This window comes from Pedobacter kyonggii (genome assembly GCF_004310665.1).
Lineage (GTDB): Bacteria > Bacteroidota > Bacteroidia > Sphingobacteriales > Sphingobacteriaceae > Pedobacter > Pedobacter kyonggii.
Window position 1 is genome coordinate 332,544 of sequence record NZ_SIXF01000003.1, and the last position, 15,782, is coordinate 348,325.

Below are 15,782 nucleotides of genomic sequence, written 5' to 3' on the forward strand. Positions count from 1 at the left end.
TGGTTTAGGCTTAACCCGCTTATCGCAAAACGCCAAACTCTATAACTATGAACATAGATTCACAAGAATTCAGAAAATTTGCCGTTAAACATCAGGGGATTGGCGGTTTACACGTAGATAAATTTATCGCTCAGGCTAATCTGGACCCTAAGAGCATGACACCATATATCATTGAAGAACGCCAGTTGAATGTAGCACAAATGGATGTTTTCTCAAGGTTAATGATGGACCGTATTATCTTTTTAGGTGATGCAATTTACGATCAGAATGCCAATATCATTCAGGCTCAGTTGTTGTTTTTGCAATCAACAGATGCCGATAGAGATATTCAGATCTACATTAACTCGCCAGGTGGTTCGGTTTATGCAGGTTTAGGTATTTATGATACCATGCAATATATACAGCCAGATGTAGCTACAATCTGTACAGGTATGGCCGCATCAATGGGGGCAGTTTTATTGGTAGCAGGTGCTAAAGGAAAACGTGCTGCATTACCTCACTCAAGAGTAATGATTCACCAACCATCAGGAGGCGCACAAGGTGTAGCATCTGATATGGAGATCAACTTGAGAGAGATGTTGAAATTGAAAAAAGAATTATACGATATTATTTCAGAGCACTCTGGACAAACATATGATTGGGTAGAGAAAGCTTCAGATCGCGATTACTGGATGACAGCTGACGAGGCAAAAGGATTTGGTATGGTTGATGAGGTGTTATCGAGAAACGCAAAAAAAGATGGCGAAACAAAATAAAGAATCCCGTTGTTCATTCTGCCATTCTGGCAAGCATGAAACGTTAATGTTGATTGAAGGTATGGATGCATTTATCTGCGATAAATGTGTAACCCAGGCCAATCAATTGCTTGCGCAAGAATTAGGGACCAAAGGGACAAAAAATATTCAAGAGGCGATAAACTTATTAAAGCCTCTTGAAATTAAACAACATCTTGATCAGTATGTTATTGGTCAGGACGATGCTAAAAAGGTATTATCCGTTGCCGTTTACAATCACTACAAACGTTTAAATCAAAAAGTTGATAAAGACGAGATTGAGATCGAAAAATCAAATATCATGTTGGTGGGCGAAACCGGTACAGGTAAAACACTTTTGGCTAAAACCATTGCGAAAATTTTGCATGTGCCATTCTGTATCTGCGATGCAACTGTATTAACAGAAGCAGGTTATGTAGGTGAAGATGTTGAAAGTATTTTAACGCGCTTGCTTCAAGCTGCTGATTATGATGTAACGGCTGCAGAACGCGGTATCGTTTACATTGATGAGGTAGATAAAGTAGCGCGTAAAAGTGATAACCCATCCATTACACGTGATGTATCGGGAGAAGGTGTTCAGCAGGCTTTATTGAAAATTTTAGAAGGTACAGTTGTAAACGTTCCACCTCAGGGCGGACGTAAACACCCAGATCAGAAAATGATCCCGGTAAACACAAATAACATTCTATTTATTTGTGGCGGGGCATTTGATGGTATTGAACGTAAAATTGCCAACCGCTTACGCACGCAGGCTGTAGGTTATAAAGTAAAGAAAGATGAGACAGTTTTAGATCTTAAAAATCTTTATAAGTATATTACACCTCAGGATCTGAAATCTTTTGGATTAATTCCAGAATTAATTGGTCGTATACCGGTTCTTTCTCACTTAAACCCATTGGATAAAGAATCTTTAAGAAATATTTTAACCGCACCTAAAAATTCATTGATCAAGCAGTATGTAAAGCTTTTTGCTTATGAAGACGTAAAGCTTGTTTTTGATGAAGATGTTTTAAATTTTATTGTAGATAAAGCAATGGAATATAAACTGGGGGCACGTGGGTTAAGATCGATCTGTGAAGCGATTATGTTGGATGCGATGTTTGATACGCCAACGCAGACGGATGTAAAGGAACTGCACATCAATCTCGATTACGCGATAGAGAAATTTGAAAAGGCCGACTTTAAAAAGTTGCAGGCCGCTTAAAAATTCAATCCTCTCGCGAAAGCGGGGGGATTTTTTTTTAATACAATATTTGTTAACGCTAAGCGCTAAGCGCTATGCTCAAAACTAAAAGAATATGAACGAAGAAAAAGACGTAAAAAAAGACGAGGAAATTGTAGAGAAATCAAAAAAAGTAAAAGAAGTAGAAACTCCTGTTAAATCGGGATTAAAATCGAAAGATGAAATTGTTAAAAACTGGTTGCCACGTTATACCGGTAGGCCCTTAGATCAATTTGGTGATTATATTCTGCTGACCAATTTCAGTAAGTATGTAACCATGTTTTCGGAATGGAACGATAATGCACCAGTTATGGGTTTAGATAAGCCTATGCAAAGTGTTACCGCAAATGGCATTACGATTATCAACTTTGGTATGGGAAGTCCCTTGGCAGCTACGATGATGGACTTATTGACGGCCATTAAACCTAAAGCTGTTTTGTTTTTGGGTAAATGCGGTGGTTTGAAGAAGAAAAACCAATTAGGCGATTTAATCTTGCCTATTGCCGCAATCAGGGGTGAAGGTACATCAAATGATTACCTGCCGGCAGAAGTACCTGCATTGCCAGCATTTGCTTTGCAGAAAGCGATCTCTACAACCATACGCGATCATGGTAGAGATTATTGGACCGGAACCTGTTATACCACCAACCGCAGAGTTTGGGAGCACGATAAAGAATTTAAAAAATACTTGAAAACTTTAAGGGCAATGGCTGTAGATATGGAAACTGCTACGATTTTTACCACGGCCTTTGCCAATAAAATTCCAGCTGGTGCGTTACTTTTAGTTTCCGATCAACCGATGATACCAGAAGGTGTTAAAACCGCCGAAAGCGATAGCAGCGTAACCGAAAAGTATGTAGAAACACATTTGAGAATCGGTATTGATTCGTTGAAACAGTTAATTAATAACGGATTGACAGTGAAACATTTGTTGTTTTAACATCCTGTCCCGATTTTACATCGTCATCCTGAACTTGTTTCAGGATCTGAATAAGCACAATTAGTATACATGGTATAAACAAAAAAAGATCGGCCAATAGCCGATCTTTTTTTGTTTATATGAATCTAATCTCTTATCCTAAATAAGATTTTAAGATTTTGCTTCTTGAAGTATGACGTAAGCGTTGTAATGCTTTATCCTTAATCTGACGAACACGCTCGCGTGTTAAATTAAATTTCTCACCAATCTCCTCTAACGAAAGTGGGTGGTTAGAACCTAAGCCGAAGAATAAAACTATAATTTCTCTTTCTCTCTCAGTTAAAGTAGATAAAGAACGTTTAATTTCTTCCGATAAAGATTCATTAATCAATGAACTATCTGTATTGGGTTCGTGGTTTTCCAATACATCTAATAGTGTATTTTCTTCACCTTGAACAAAAGGAGCATCCATTGATACGTGGCGGCCTGAATTGCTAAGTGTATCCGAAATTTTATCCACTGTAGTTTCTAAAATATCGGCAAGTTCTTCAGGAGAAGGCTCACGTTCGTATTCCTGCTCTAATTTAGAGAAAGCTTTACTGATTTTGCTTAATGAACCCACCTGGTTTAAAGGTAAACGTACAATACGGCTCTGCTCGGCAATTGCCTGCAGAATAGATTGACGAATCCACCAAACGGCGTAAGAAATGAATTTGAAACCTTTAGTCTCATCAAAACGTTTTGCCGCTTTTATTAAACCTAAGTTACCTTCATTGATTAAATCGCCTAAGGTTAGGCCTTGATTTTGATATTGTTTTGCAACAGATACAACGAAACGCAAGTTGGTCTTAGTCAATCGCTCTAATGCAGCCTGATCGCCTTCACGAATCTTCCTTGCTAAAATTACTTCCTCTTCTGCTGTTATTAAATCTACTTTGCCAATTTCGTGTAGGTATTTATCTAATGACTGACTTTCACGGTTGGTAATGGATTGCGTTATCTTGAGTTGTCTCATTTATACGAATTGTGTGCTCTTTAATTATTGAGTGTGCAAAGTTACGAAATTGTATAGCAATCCGAAAGGATAAAATGCTGAAAATGTTACTGTTTGCACAAGTTTTTTACAGTTTTACTTACAGCAAAAACCATTCCAAATAAAATCCTGACATTGTGAGTCTGAATAATTGAATTATAATTGTTTATCGAATATTATTTATTGTAAATCGATAAATATATTTTGAATTATAATAATTTATTATTTATGTTTGTACTGTAAATGATTGAATAAATATGATGTTTCTTAATTTTTCAACTATTTAAAGCAAATAACAAAAGCCCTTATTATTGGGTGTTTTTGGTCATGTAGTTTTTGTCAGGTTGTATATATAAAAATCAAAACAAGAAATCGGCTTAAATATTTAAACAGTAAATTAAATCTCAGGCATTACATTTAAAACTGGTATGTAATTATGGAAATTAAAATAACAACCAATCAGATTTTGAAAGTATTACAGGTACTTTCGTGGATAATTTTTATAGGCCTATGCGTCGAAGCAGGTGGGGTAATTGTTAATACAATTATTACAACGTTTATAAACCCACAGGGTGTGAGGAACTTTTGGGATGGAGCAGATTATTTGTCAGGTGTTTACAAATTTGATCAGGGGTATTTCCTGGTTATTACACTTGTTATGATTATTGTTGCTGTGCTAAAAGCAATCATGTTCTATTTAATTGTGAAGTTGTTTATCGACAAAAAACTCAGTATTTCTCAACCTTTCAGTAGAGGGTTGAAGCATTTTATTTTGATCCAGGTTTTTTTAGCCCTTGGGATAGGTTTTTTTGCTCATTTAGGCTATAAGTATACAGTTTGGCTTACAGAACAAGGCGTAATGGCTCCTAATCTCCAATCGTTAAATATGGATGGAGCTGATGTGTGGTTCTTTATGGCTGTTGTACTTTTTATAATTGTACAGGTTGTGAACAGAGGGATAGAAATTCAACAAGAAAACGATTTAACGATATAATCATGAGTAGTGCAGTGAAAATTTTAAGAAACTCGGCTTATAGCCTGATTGCTTACGCGCTGATTTCAGCCCTAACACATTTTGTTTATGCTGCAATAGATTACAATAACGGTATTTTAAAAATTAATGTTGTCAGACATTTACCGGCAAACAAAGTTAATGTTAAGGGGTTTGATTTTACAAATAGCGAAATAGGGATAATACAGATAAAACCTAGCCTTATGGATTCAATGATATTAGAAAATCAAATGTTCAACGATGGCGGTATAAGTGTTGTTTTTTATCTCGCGCTAGGTTGCTCAATTTTATTAGCCATAAAGTTTAAATTGATCAATATCTATAAATTGGAAGAGCAGAATGTTTATCAGCTATTGGTTATAATTATGTTTCTGTTTTTAGGGATCAGTATTGCAGGGACGACACTGATGGATAAGTATGTTGGCGACCTTACAGGTGGTGCATTTAAACACGACCGTACACATGGTTTTTCTAATCTTTATCCTATGGGACTGATTATACTTGCAGTTGCAACCTATCAGTTTATTGTGTATACCAGAAAACTCAAGCTGGAAAACGATTTAACGATATAAGCCCATGCCCATAATTGTAAATTTAGATGTAATGTTAGCCAGGCGTAAAATGTCGTTAACCGAATTAAGTGAGCGGGTAGGGATTACGATGTCTAATTTATCGATACTCAAAACAGGCAAAGCAAAGGCTGTCCGTTTGGAAACGTTAGAGGCGATTTGTAAGGCTTTAGATTGCCAGCCAGGTGATATTTTGGAATTCCGCGCAGATTAACCTCCGAAGTCTAGAAGGGATCGAGCGCAGGAAAGACTTCGTAAGTTTAGCGATAGGTTTTTTGCCGGAGTACGACCGACCCATGTTAAATAAACCTGATAGAGCGAAATACTTTTTAACTGTAGTGCCCATAAATTTTGTTGTCGTGCCTCAGCATGACAGTTATTGTTTAAAAAGATTGAAGTAATAGCAGGGCTTCCGGAACGAAAAGAACAGGCCCTTGATTTTCAAATAAGTTTGATTTCTTTCGACAGTTGTAAGTATAGATAACAAACCTCACAGGTTTTCAAAACCTGTGAGGTTTAAATAAACAAAAAAACCTTCCAGTTTTCACTGAAAGGTTTTAAAATATGTATTACTTTAAGCTTTGGTCTTTCGACTTTTAGCTTAAGCCTACGCTTGTTCAGCCAATACTTTAGTTACTAAATCCGCAGCTTCTTTTAAAGCGATTGCTGAGTAAACCTGAAGGCCAGACTCATCAATTAATTTTTTAGCTTCTTCGGCATTTGTGCCTTGTAAACGGCAGATAATTGGCACTGGAATGTTACCGATTTCTTTATAAGCATCGATTACACCTTGTGCAACACGATCGCAACGAACAATACCGCCGAAAATGTTGATCAAAATTGCTTTAACGTTAGGGTCTTTCAAAATGATGTTGAAAGCCGCTTTAACCGTTTGTGCGTTAGCAGTTCCGCCAACGTCTAAGAAGTTAGCTGGCTCACCACCGGCCAATTTAATAATATCCATGGTAGCCATAGCTAAACCAGCACCGTTAACCATACAACCTACGTTACCATCAAGGTTAACAAAGTTAAGGTTAGAAGCGCTTGCTTCAACTTCCATCGGATCTTCTTCCGTAACATCGCGCATTGCTGCATAGTCAGGATGACGGAATAAAGCGTTTTCATCTAAATTAACTTTAGCATCAACAGCAATTACTTTATCATCAGAAGTTTTTAATACCGGATTGATTTCGAACATTGAAGAATCGGTTGCTTCGTAAGCTTTATATAAGGCAGTTACAAACTTAACCATCTCTTTAAAAGCATTACCGCTAACGCCTAAGTTAAAAGCTACTTTACGGGCCTGGAAACCTTGTAAACCAACTTTAGGATCGATTTCTTCTTTGAAAATTAAGTGTGGTGTGTGCTCAGCAACTTCTTCGATATCCATACCACCTTCCGTACTGTACATGATAATGTTACGGCCTTTTGCACGGTCTAACAATACAGAGATGTAGAATTCTTTGGTTTCAGAAGCACCTGGATAATAAACATCCTGGGCAACTAAAATTTTACTCACCAATTTACCTTCTGGACCGGTTTGAGGAGTAACCAATTGCATACCAATAATATCGGTTGCACGTTGTTTAACTTCTTCAAGGTTTTTGGCTAATTTAACACCACCACCTTTGCCGCGGCCACCTGCGTGGATTTGCGCTTTAATTACAACCCAATCAGAATTGTAATCTATTTTCAGTTGCTTAGCAGCCTCAACAGCTTGCTCAGGAGTATCGGCAACTATTCCTTCTTGAACGTTAACACCGAAACTTTTTAATATTTGTTTACCCTGGTATTCGTGAATATTCATTTGCTACAAAATTTGCCCAAAGCTACAATTTCAAACCCTTTAAACAAATAGCAATTGCCGATTTTTTCAGAAAATGAACGTTTTGTGTTAAACTGGAAATTAGTGCCTGTAATGTGCGCTAGTTTATGGTGTCCCGCTGATTTCGCAGATATACGCAGAGATTTTTTATTTGAAAGTGAGAGGGCGGTTCTTCGTGGCGGCTTGTGGCCCTGCTTTTCGCTATAAGTCCTCACTACGCTCCGGGTTTACCGCTGTAATCAGGCTTAAAAACAAAGTTGGTTCTAACAAATGCAAAAAAAAATATATTCCCTCTGCGCTAATTATCTTAAATCTGCGGGAACAAAACGGTTAATAGTGTTCTCTAACTTCCTGCAAATGGTGTTCCGAAGATACCAACAGCCAGTTCTGCCCAGATAAGGAATAAGGCCAGTAAAATAGCAACAAGTATTACTGTTCTTAGGGTACCCGTTTTTAAATTTCTGATTACAAGTTCTATAGCCAAACCTGTGCTGAGTAATAATATGCCTGCGATTACAAAATCGGATAGTGTCCAATTCACTTCATTAGTAAACTGCATGGCTATTAATGGAATAGCCAATATTGACGCTATTACACTTAAAATGATGGTAATTCTTAATTTACCTGGATTTAATGTTTCTTGATTTTTCATGATTTTATATTTAAATATACGTTTTAAATGGATAATTAAATTATTTTTAGTTTCCCCGATGCGGTCTGCATCAGGGAGCTAAGGTTGAGCGGTTAATTATAAAATGATCTGCAAAACGGCTTTAACTTCATGATTTTTGACGCTATTATTTTTTACTTATACCAAAATATTGCGCCGTATTCCAATCCTGCAGGTTCCAAGATAGCCAGCTTACGCCTTCATAACGTTCTTTAAAATAGCCAATACGCTTGTCCAATTGGTCTCTATAAAAGTCTGCTATTTGGGGTTTGGCAATCTCTCTTCCATATAGGTCTTTAGAAAGTGTGTAATGCAGCTTTGATCTGTTTTTATCTAAAATGGGCAGGGTTTTGTCGGATAATGAAAGGAGATAATCGGCATCGATGCCAACCTGATCACTTTTCGATAAATTGTATTTCACAATAAAAATATCCCAGTTTATTAAACTAAAAGCCAATAATAGGGCGAACCAGATATTTCCATTTACTTTAAATAGATAAAATAAGGTTCTCTGTTTAGCTACTTTTAAATATACCGTGGCTAAGCCAATAATACAGAGTATTGCAAATACCAATACACCGATTCTTTTATGCGTTAAACCATGGAATTCAATATAATAACCATCGCGGATAAAAACCGAGATAATGAGGATAAAATTTTGGACCATCCATGTAATGACTAAAATTTTAAGTGGTTTGCTTTTGCTGTAAAAGTTTAAGTTTCCACGGAAAAAATATAGGATTACGGCCATCGCCAGTATGATGCTGAAGATTAAGGTGTTTGTACCATCATGAAGGTCGGCAGAGAAATTTCCTGCAGGTTTGTATCCAAACCAAAGTGTAGAAATATCGATCGTATTTAATAACAACAATAGCAGGTTAAGTGCAACGAATGAAATTACACCTACAATATACTCGGTTTTTAGGGCCATTTTCCGTGTTAGGAGGTTGCCGCTAAATATTTCTACAATATTGTACCAAATCGTTTTTTGACCTGATGTTCTTCTGATCCTTACTAATTGTTCCTTGCATTTCAGTTCTGCTTTTTCTAAACTTTTATCAAAAAATGCAAGCAATAAACCGCCTGTTAAAACTAATCCGAAACAGAAATGTATGATGCGGTCGATACTTAAATCTTTGAAAAAGAAATGAAGGATATCTTCGAAAAACTGTGCGATGTTCGTTAATATGCTTTCGGCATAGTGTGCAAAAACATTATTGGCCGCAGAATACAAACACGCAAAAAAGATTACGGCAATAACGGGTATAAAAATGTACTTGATTAATTTGAAAATAGGTTTCAGGTTAAAATTGCCTATGCTTATTTTACTTAAATGTTGCACCGCATTAAATGGAACCGTAATCATTTGTAAAATACTGGCAAGAAAAGCAGTAAAAATTGTTCTGATCTGCTGGTTATGACTAAAACCGATAAATAAAAGTAAACTGATGTAATAGGTAGCAACAGATAAATCAGAGTTATTAACCACCACCAGTATCGCTGCTAAAAGATGCGCTAAGCTATAAATTTTTAGTTTAGTGCTTTTAACTACATCTGGATTAATAAAGGTAATAGCCAGTAAATAGATGCTATAAATAAGCAGATTGAGCGCTAATCTTTCCTGCCAGAAAAGAAAAGTAAATAACAGTCCGCCCAATAGGGCAGAGAGTAAAAGGAGATTTGATTTATTCTTCATTTTATAATATGATTGTGGTTACAATTAAGAAATACATAATAGCAATAGGGATGTTGACGAGCTGGAGTAATATGGTCGATATTGAGGATGCTCTGTTTGATGTATAAATGAAACTAGAAACGATGAGGGCATGTATTACAAACAGGTTAACTATAATGGCAATAGAAAGATATATAAGGCCAAAAGAGATCAGAAATTCAGCCCTGAAAAGGCAAAAACTAAGAAATAGAGCAGTTCCTGCAATAAAAGAAGTCACTGCGGTTTTCTTCCCAATTTTAATAGTTAAAAGAGCTGTGTTTTTCATTTTAAAAGTGCTTTGAAATTCAAAGTAAATAATTAAAAAAAATGACTTATAGTTTTTTGATCATTTTTTCAAGTGCATCTAAGTGTGCTTTAAAGGCTTGTTTGCCCAAAGCCGTGATGGAGTAGGTGGTACTGGTTTTTCTGCCGATAAAACCTTTGTGTACCTTGATAAATTCTGCCTGCTCTAAAGTATTCAGGTGTGAGGCCAGGTTTCCATCTGTTAATTCAAGCATCTGTTTCAGGTCGTTAAAGCCAATTTCATCGTTTACCACCAGGATAGACATTACGCCCAACCTGATCCGGCTATCGAATATTTTATTTAAATCTGCTATCGGGTTTTTCATCCTTACTGACCTCTCTCATATTTAAAATACATTAAAAGACCATAAACAATGTGCAATATACCAAAGCCGAAAGCCCAAAAAAATAAGCCATAACCTATGTAAAACATACAGATTAATCCCAATATTACCTCGCAAAGCCCCAGGTAGCGAATGTCGCTGTAAGTATATTTACTGGCATTAATAAGCGCCAAACCATAGAAAATTAAACAACTTGGTGCAACAATAGCATAAGTGTTAGGATGGTTAACCAATAAAGCAATAATAAACAAACCTCCGGCAACCAACGGGACAAATAAATTAATTAAAAGTGCTTTCGAGGTTTTATCCCAGATTGGAAGATTATTTTTCTGACTTTTTCTATAAGTAAATAAAACGCCGCCAGCCAGAGCAATCACCAAAACAAAAATGCCAAGTTTTATTAAGTTAAACTCCAGGTCCATTTCTCCATCAACGCCGTAACCGTAACCGCGTTTGCCAATAAACTTATTTATTTCGTCATTGGCAAAATAAGCCCCAATTAAAGCGATAACGCCTGCAAAAACACCAGATAAACCGCTCAAAGAAATAAATCTCGATGACCTGTCCATCATTTGTCTGATATCTTTTAAGGCATTTAATTGTTCTTCTTGAGTGCTCATTTTAAAAGTGCTTTGTTTTTCAAAGTTAAATAAGAAATTGATATTTCCAAAATTATTTTTTTTCCTTTGGGATGATTACACAGATTTAGAGATTACACAGATTCTAATTTTAGCTTTGGTCTTTAGTCTTTAGTCTTTGTGCTTTGGCCTTTAACCTTTTTTATTAAATTTGAAGCATGCTAAAAGCCACTGGAATAAGAAAATCGTACGGAAATCTGCAAATTTTAAAAGGCGTAAATTTTGAAGTGCAAAAAGGGGAGATTGTAAGTATTATTGGGCCATCTGGTGCAGGTAAAAGTACTTTATTGCATATTTTAGGAACATTGGATAAACCGGATGAGGGATCTGTAGAGTTAAAAGGCACTGTTATTAATAGATTGAATGGCGATTTGTTGAGTACTTTCCGCAATCAGAATATTGGTTTTGTATTTCAGTTTCATCATTTGTTGCCAGAATTTAGTGCCATTGAAAATATTTGCATCCCGGCATTTATAGCCAAAACCAATAAAAAACAGGCCGAAAGCAGGGCATTTGAACTATTAGATCTGTTTGGACTAAAAGACAGAGCCCAGCATAAGCCCAATCAGCTCTCTGGCGGTGAGCAGCAACGTGTGGCCATTGCGAGAGCACTGATTAATAATCCTTCAATTATATTGGCTGATGAACCATCAGGGAATTTAGACTCTGAAAATGCAGCCGGATTACACCAGTTGTTTGTAAGTTTGCGCGATAATTTCCATCAAACCTTTGTAATTGTTACGCACAATGAACACCTCGCAAAAACCAGCGACCGCGTAGTGAGCATGAAAGATGGTTTAATCGTATAAAATCATATCATTCTATAGTTAGCCACGCTATCATTAATTAACTTATTCATTCAATCATTATACTTTGAAAATACTGATAACAGGGGGAAACAATGCTAAGGCTTTGAAGCTGATGAAAGCATTTCCCAGTCATTTTGTTTTACTTGCCGACTATGGTGATGTACCGGGGATTGTAACTGAAAATTATGCCTTTTTATCGTTAGGTGTTTTAAATAAAGACAGTATCGCTCATATTCTATTAAATTTTTGTATCACTGAGTCCATAGATTGTATTATCCCCTTGCACCATTATGAGCTTGAGCCACTGGCTAAATCTGCTGTGCTTTTTGGCGAGTATGGAATCCAGGTGCTGTTGCCCGATGCTGATGTAATTGCTGATTATCTAACGGAAGAAAAGCTTACTTATCAAAATTTTGTAGTGTTTATTCACGGTGATCAGATTTTTTCAACCGAAAAGGGGTCTCTACCTACAAATGTATCTCCCAAATTAAATGGGGTATTTGGTTATAACAATGCTGATGATTTAAAACTTTTTACAATTTAATATGGATGCATATCAATACGTTAAGGACAAACAGATTGTAATTTTTGAATTGGACGATGTGCTTTTTCCAGAGAAAGATTATCTGTTACAGGTTTATTATCTGTTTGCCCAGTTTATAGAATACACCGAGCAAAAAAGTGCACAGCCTATTATTGAATTTATGCGTGCAGCATACGAAAGTAATGGTACTGAAAAACTTTTTGAGAAAACAGCAGGTCAGTTTGCCATTGATATGAAGTACAAGCATAATTTTGATCTTCTACATCAGAATGCCCGTTTACCTTTAAAACTTTTGCTTTATAAAAATATGCTCGGGTTTATGCAGGAACTTGTGGTAGACCGCAAACAAATATTTATTGTAACTGCCGGTAACCCTGAGCAACAACTTAATAAAATTAAGCAAACAGAGTGGAATGGGCTAGAGCAATACCTTACGGTATATTTTGTTGAGGAACTGGGCTTAACCAAAGCAGAAATTTTTCAGAACATACTAAACAGCAATAATTTGTCGCCTAACCAAGCGTTAGTTGTTGGTGCAAATAAATTTGATGAGCAACAATCTAAATTAATTAATTTGCCGTATATTGTGTCACTAGAAATTTACAAGTAAATATGCTTAGAAAATTTATTTCGCAAAATGCATTTTTATATGCTTTGCTTATTGTGGTTGGATTTATAGTATCCTGTAAAAAATCGAATAATAATCCTGATGGAGATGGTGCACCGCAAGGCACTCCAGGAACCCGGGCAGAGCTAACGAAAGATTCTATTTACTTGTATGCACAGCAAACGTATTATTGGAATGTTGGGATGCCAGGTTATTCTACCTTTAATCCAAGACAGTATAATTCAAACAATGCGGTTTTAGCAGCTTTAAAAGCATTGCCAGGTACCGGAGGAAAAGATAAATATTCATTTATCGATGATGGTACTGTAGCTGGAGAATTAGGTGGCGTAGCTGGAGATTTTGGTTTCTCGGTATTTTTTGCCGGCCCGAATGATTTAAGAGTTAAATATGTATATGCAACATCACCTGCTGGTGTTCAAGGCTTAAAAAGAGGTTATCAGATTACGAAAATTAATGGAAGCACAGATATTAATACCACTGATGCAAGGATTGACTATGTAGTGAATGCTATTTTTGGTACGAACCCAACAGTTTCAATGACGGTTTTAAAACCAGATGGCAATAGTCAGGACGTAACGATAACCAAAGCAAGTTATAATATCAATCCTATACTTTTTACCAAAACTTATACGGTAGGAGCGAAAAAGGTGGGGTATATTGTATTCAACAGTTTTACTACCAATTCAACTGATTTTCTTGATGCCGCATTTACACAGTTTTCGACAGAGGGAATTACCGAACTTGTTGTCGATTTACGTTACAATGGAGGGGGTTCGGTAGCTACATCAGAAGCCTTTACCAATTTGATTGCACCGACCTCTCAGAACGGTAGAGTAATGTACACCACTTACTGGACACAGACGATGCAGGATAATCAAGCCACTATTCTTCAAAATCAGAAATTTTATGCTAAAGGTAATGATGGTGTAACACGGATGTATTCTTATTTTGATTATTCTTATAAACCTACAGTTGCAGCAGGAAACCAAGAGGTTTTTGCTAAGCGCGGATCATTGAATAGCCTAACCAGGGTTTACTTTATTGTAACCGGTAGTACAGCATCGGCAAGCGAGCTGTTAATTAACAACTTAAAACCTGTAATCGATGTTAAACTGATTGGCAAGAAAACTTATGGCAAACCAGTAGGATTTTTCTCCATCCGTATAGATAAAAATGACTTATATATTCCCCAGTTTGAAACCAAAAATCAATTAAATCAAGGCGGTTATTTTGATGGAATGGCAGTTGATAAAGATATTTTTGATGATGTAACCAAAGATTTTGGAGATCCAACGGAAAAGCTATTGGCACAGGCTTTATACTATTCAGCCAATGGAGGTTTCTCTTCTTTCCTTAAAGATAATGCCATTAGCAGTACCTCACCGCTTTCGAAAACCCAGGTTGAAGATCTTTCAGGCAAGATGGATCATGAATTTAAGGGGATGGTTGAAACTAGAAAGCTGAGGTTTAAATAATTAACTTAAACTTTATACTTAAAAGGCCAGTTTTGTTTTTGCACTGCCCCCAAAAAGTTAGACACTATTTGGGGGCATTTTTATGCGAAGAAAGTACACAGCAGAATTTAGGCTGAAGCTAGTCAAAGAATATCTAGCAGGACAATCCAAGAAAGGATTAGCAGAACTTCATGGAGTTCCACGAACATTACTGAGAAGGTGGATAAGCTATTATGAATCATTTGGTAACCTCGGATTGGTTTCAAAGAAAACCAACAATTATCCAATTGAGCTAAAGGTTTTAGCCATTGAATGTTATCGAGACAAAACTCTATCTTTGAAAGAATGTTGTATCCGTTAAAGGGAAAACTTATATCTACGTGCTGAAAATGAAGTGCTAAAAAAGCTCGAGGCCTTAACCCTGAAGAAACAAGCGCAAAAGAGAAAGCGTTAGTTATTGAGGAGTTGAGGCTAAAATATCCATTGGAACATTTGCTGCATATTGTAAAAATGGCCCGGAGCAGTTATTATTACCATGTAAAAACAAAATCCTATCTGCAGAAACACAGTGCCACAGAGGCGCGGATAAAAGCCATTTATAACCAGCATCGCGGGAGGTATGGATACCGAAGAATAACTTTGGAATTGAGGAACCAGGGATACACTATTAATCATAAAACCGTTTCGAAACTGATGGGTTCATTAGGACTGAAATCTCTTATCAGAAGAAAAAAATATCGGTCATATAAAGGTGAGGTGGGTAAAATAGCTCCAAATCTTCTAAAAAGAAAGTTTTTAGCAGAGAAACCAAATCAGAAATGGGCTACGGATATTACAGAGTTTAAAGTCAATGATAAAAAGATATATCTGTCGCCAATAATTGAAATGTTCAATGGGGAGATAGTTAGTTATAATATTTCTGAATCACCGAATTTCCAACAGGTAAAAGAAATGTTGAATGGTGCTATTGAAAAAATTAATAAAAAGAATAAATTGATATTGCACTCCGATCAAGGATGGCAGTATCAAATGAAAGAATACCAATATCTGCTTAAGAAAAAAGGAATAAGACAAAGTATGTCAAGGAAGGGGAACTGTTTGGACAACGCGGTCATTGAAAACTTTTTTGGAACGTTAAAATCTGAACTTTTCTATCTTAAAAAGTATAATGATATCAACCAGTTAAAACAAGATATCGAAGAGTATATCTATTACTATAATAACGACAGGATCAAACTAAATCTAAATGGAATGAGCCCGATAAAATATCGAGCTCACCAATGTAATTAATTTTTAACTTGTCCAACCTTTGGGGGTCAGTCCAA

The 15,782-nt window shown here is 36.3% G+C and carries 17 protein-coding genes and 1 pseudogene; 12 read left to right on the forward strand and 6 right to left on the reverse strand.

Translation table 11 applies throughout. The annotated features are described in order from the left end of the window. Window positions 1–47 precede the first annotated feature (47 nt). The 3 genes from clpP to EYS08_RS05645 all read left to right on the forward strand — a co-directional run bounded on the left by clpP (window position 48) and on the right by EYS08_RS05645 (window position 2,935). Window positions 48–755: an ATP-dependent Clp endopeptidase proteolytic subunit ClpP gene (gene clpP / locus EYS08_RS05635; RefSeq protein WP_029280325.1), complete on the forward strand. Its 708-nt coding sequence runs from the start codon at window positions 48–50 to the stop codon at window positions 753–755. Then, a complete protein-coding gene (clpX, locus tag EYS08_RS05640) occupies window positions 739–1,977 on the forward strand; it encodes an ATP-dependent Clp protease ATP-binding subunit ClpX (RefSeq protein ID WP_057932890.1) in 1,239 nt (412 codons plus the stop codon). Before clpP ends, clpX begins: the two co-directional genes overlap by 17 nt. A gap of 94 nt (window positions 1,978–2,071) precedes the next feature. Then, window positions 2,072–2,935 (forward strand): AMP nucleosidase, encoded by an 864-nt coding sequence (locus tag EYS08_RS05645; RefSeq protein WP_208745792.1) that lies wholly within the window; start codon window positions 2,072–2,074, stop codon window positions 2,933–2,935. Window positions 2,936–3,068: 133 nt separating this feature from the next. Here EYS08_RS05645 and EYS08_RS05650 read toward each other — a convergent pair whose 3' ends face one another. Then, on the reverse strand, window positions 3,069–3,929 hold the full coding sequence (locus tag EYS08_RS05650; protein WP_010601359.1) for a sigma-70 family RNA polymerase sigma factor: 861 nt from the start codon (window positions 3,927–3,929) through the stop codon (window positions 3,069–3,071). A gap of 454 nt (window positions 3,930–4,383) precedes the next feature. Here EYS08_RS05650 and EYS08_RS05655 point away from each other — a divergent pair, with 454 nt between their 5' ends. The 3 genes from EYS08_RS05655 to EYS08_RS05665 are packed head-to-tail and all read left to right on the forward strand — an operon-like array spanning window position 4,384 to window position 5,742. After that, complete coding sequence (locus EYS08_RS05655; RefSeq protein ID WP_131028990.1) at window positions 4,384–4,941, forward strand: DUF2975 domain-containing protein; 558 nt, start codon at window positions 4,384–4,386, stop codon at window positions 4,939–4,941. A 2-nt stretch (window positions 4,942–4,943) separates the two neighbouring features. Then, window positions 4,944–5,531 (forward strand): hypothetical protein, encoded by a 588-nt coding sequence (locus EYS08_RS05660; protein WP_131028992.1) that lies wholly within the window; start codon window positions 4,944–4,946, stop codon window positions 5,529–5,531. Window positions 5,532–5,535: 4 nt separating this feature from the next. Continuing rightward, entirely contained in the window at window positions 5,536–5,742 is a 207-nt protein-coding gene (locus EYS08_RS05665; RefSeq protein WP_108200565.1) for a helix-turn-helix domain-containing protein, read from the forward strand. 393 nt (window positions 5,743–6,135) lie between these two features. On the opposite strand, the gene sucC is transcribed toward EYS08_RS05665, so the two are convergent. From sucC to EYS08_RS05680, 3 genes are all read right to left on the reverse strand, one after another. Continuing rightward, a complete protein-coding gene (gene sucC, locus EYS08_RS05670; protein WP_131028994.1) occupies window positions 6,136–7,335 on the reverse strand; it encodes an ADP-forming succinate--CoA ligase subunit beta in 1,200 nt (399 codons plus the stop codon). 361 nt (window positions 7,336–7,696) lie between these two features. Continuing rightward, the gene (locus EYS08_RS05675) at window positions 7,697–8,005 is read right to left on the reverse strand and encodes a hypothetical protein (RefSeq protein WP_131028996.1); all 309 of its coding nucleotides are present in this window, start codon (window positions 8,003–8,005) and stop codon (window positions 7,697–7,699) included. A 145-nt stretch (window positions 8,006–8,150) separates the two neighbouring features. After that, window positions 8,151–9,719, reverse strand: a complete 1,569-nt coding sequence (locus tag EYS08_RS05680) for a DUF4153 domain-containing protein (protein WP_131028998.1) — start codon at window positions 9,717–9,719, stop codon at window positions 8,151–8,153. Window positions 9,720–9,826: 107 nt separating this feature from the next. Between EYS08_RS05680 and EYS08_RS05685 the strand changes: the two genes are divergently transcribed. Continuing rightward, a complete protein-coding gene (locus tag EYS08_RS05685) occupies window positions 9,827–10,039 on the forward strand; it encodes a hypothetical protein (protein ID WP_131028999.1) in 213 nt (70 codons plus the stop codon). Between the two features lie 30 nt (window positions 10,040–10,069). Here the strand turns inward: EYS08_RS05685 and EYS08_RS05690 are convergent, their stop codons facing one another. Next, complete coding sequence (locus EYS08_RS05690; protein ID WP_057932898.1) at window positions 10,070–10,366, reverse strand: winged helix-turn-helix domain-containing protein; 297 nt, start codon at window positions 10,364–10,366, stop codon at window positions 10,070–10,072. Window positions 10,367–10,368: 2 nt separating this feature from the next. Then, complete coding sequence (locus EYS08_RS05695; RefSeq protein ID WP_131029000.1) at window positions 10,369–11,004, reverse strand: hypothetical protein; 636 nt, start codon at window positions 11,002–11,004, stop codon at window positions 10,369–10,371. A gap of 176 nt (window positions 11,005–11,180) precedes the next feature. Between EYS08_RS05695 and EYS08_RS05700 the strand changes: the two genes are divergently transcribed. The 5 genes and pseudogenes from EYS08_RS05700 (at window position 11,181) to EYS08_RS05720 (ending at window position 15,747) form a co-directional block, all read left to right on the forward strand. After that, entirely contained in the window at window positions 11,181–11,831 is a 651-nt protein-coding gene (locus EYS08_RS05700) for an ABC transporter ATP-binding protein (RefSeq protein WP_131029002.1), read from the forward strand. Window positions 11,832–11,895: 64 nt separating this feature from the next. Continuing rightward, entirely contained in the window at window positions 11,896–12,375 is a 480-nt protein-coding gene (locus EYS08_RS05705; RefSeq protein ID WP_131029004.1) for an ATP-grasp domain-containing protein, read from the forward strand. A 1-nt stretch (window position 12,376) separates the two neighbouring features. Then, the gene (locus tag EYS08_RS05710; RefSeq protein WP_131029006.1) at window positions 12,377–12,985 is read left to right on the forward strand and encodes an HAD family hydrolase; all 609 of its coding nucleotides are present in this window, start codon (window positions 12,377–12,379) and stop codon (window positions 12,983–12,985) included. Between the two features lie 2 nt (window positions 12,986–12,987). Continuing rightward, entirely contained in the window at window positions 12,988–14,478 is a 1,491-nt protein-coding gene (locus EYS08_RS05715) for a S41 family peptidase (RefSeq protein WP_131029008.1), read from the forward strand. A gap of 82 nt (window positions 14,479–14,560) precedes the next feature. Beyond that, window positions 14,561–15,747, forward strand: a pseudogene (locus EYS08_RS05720) (IS3 family transposase). Window positions 15,748–15,782 lie beyond the last annotated feature (35 nt).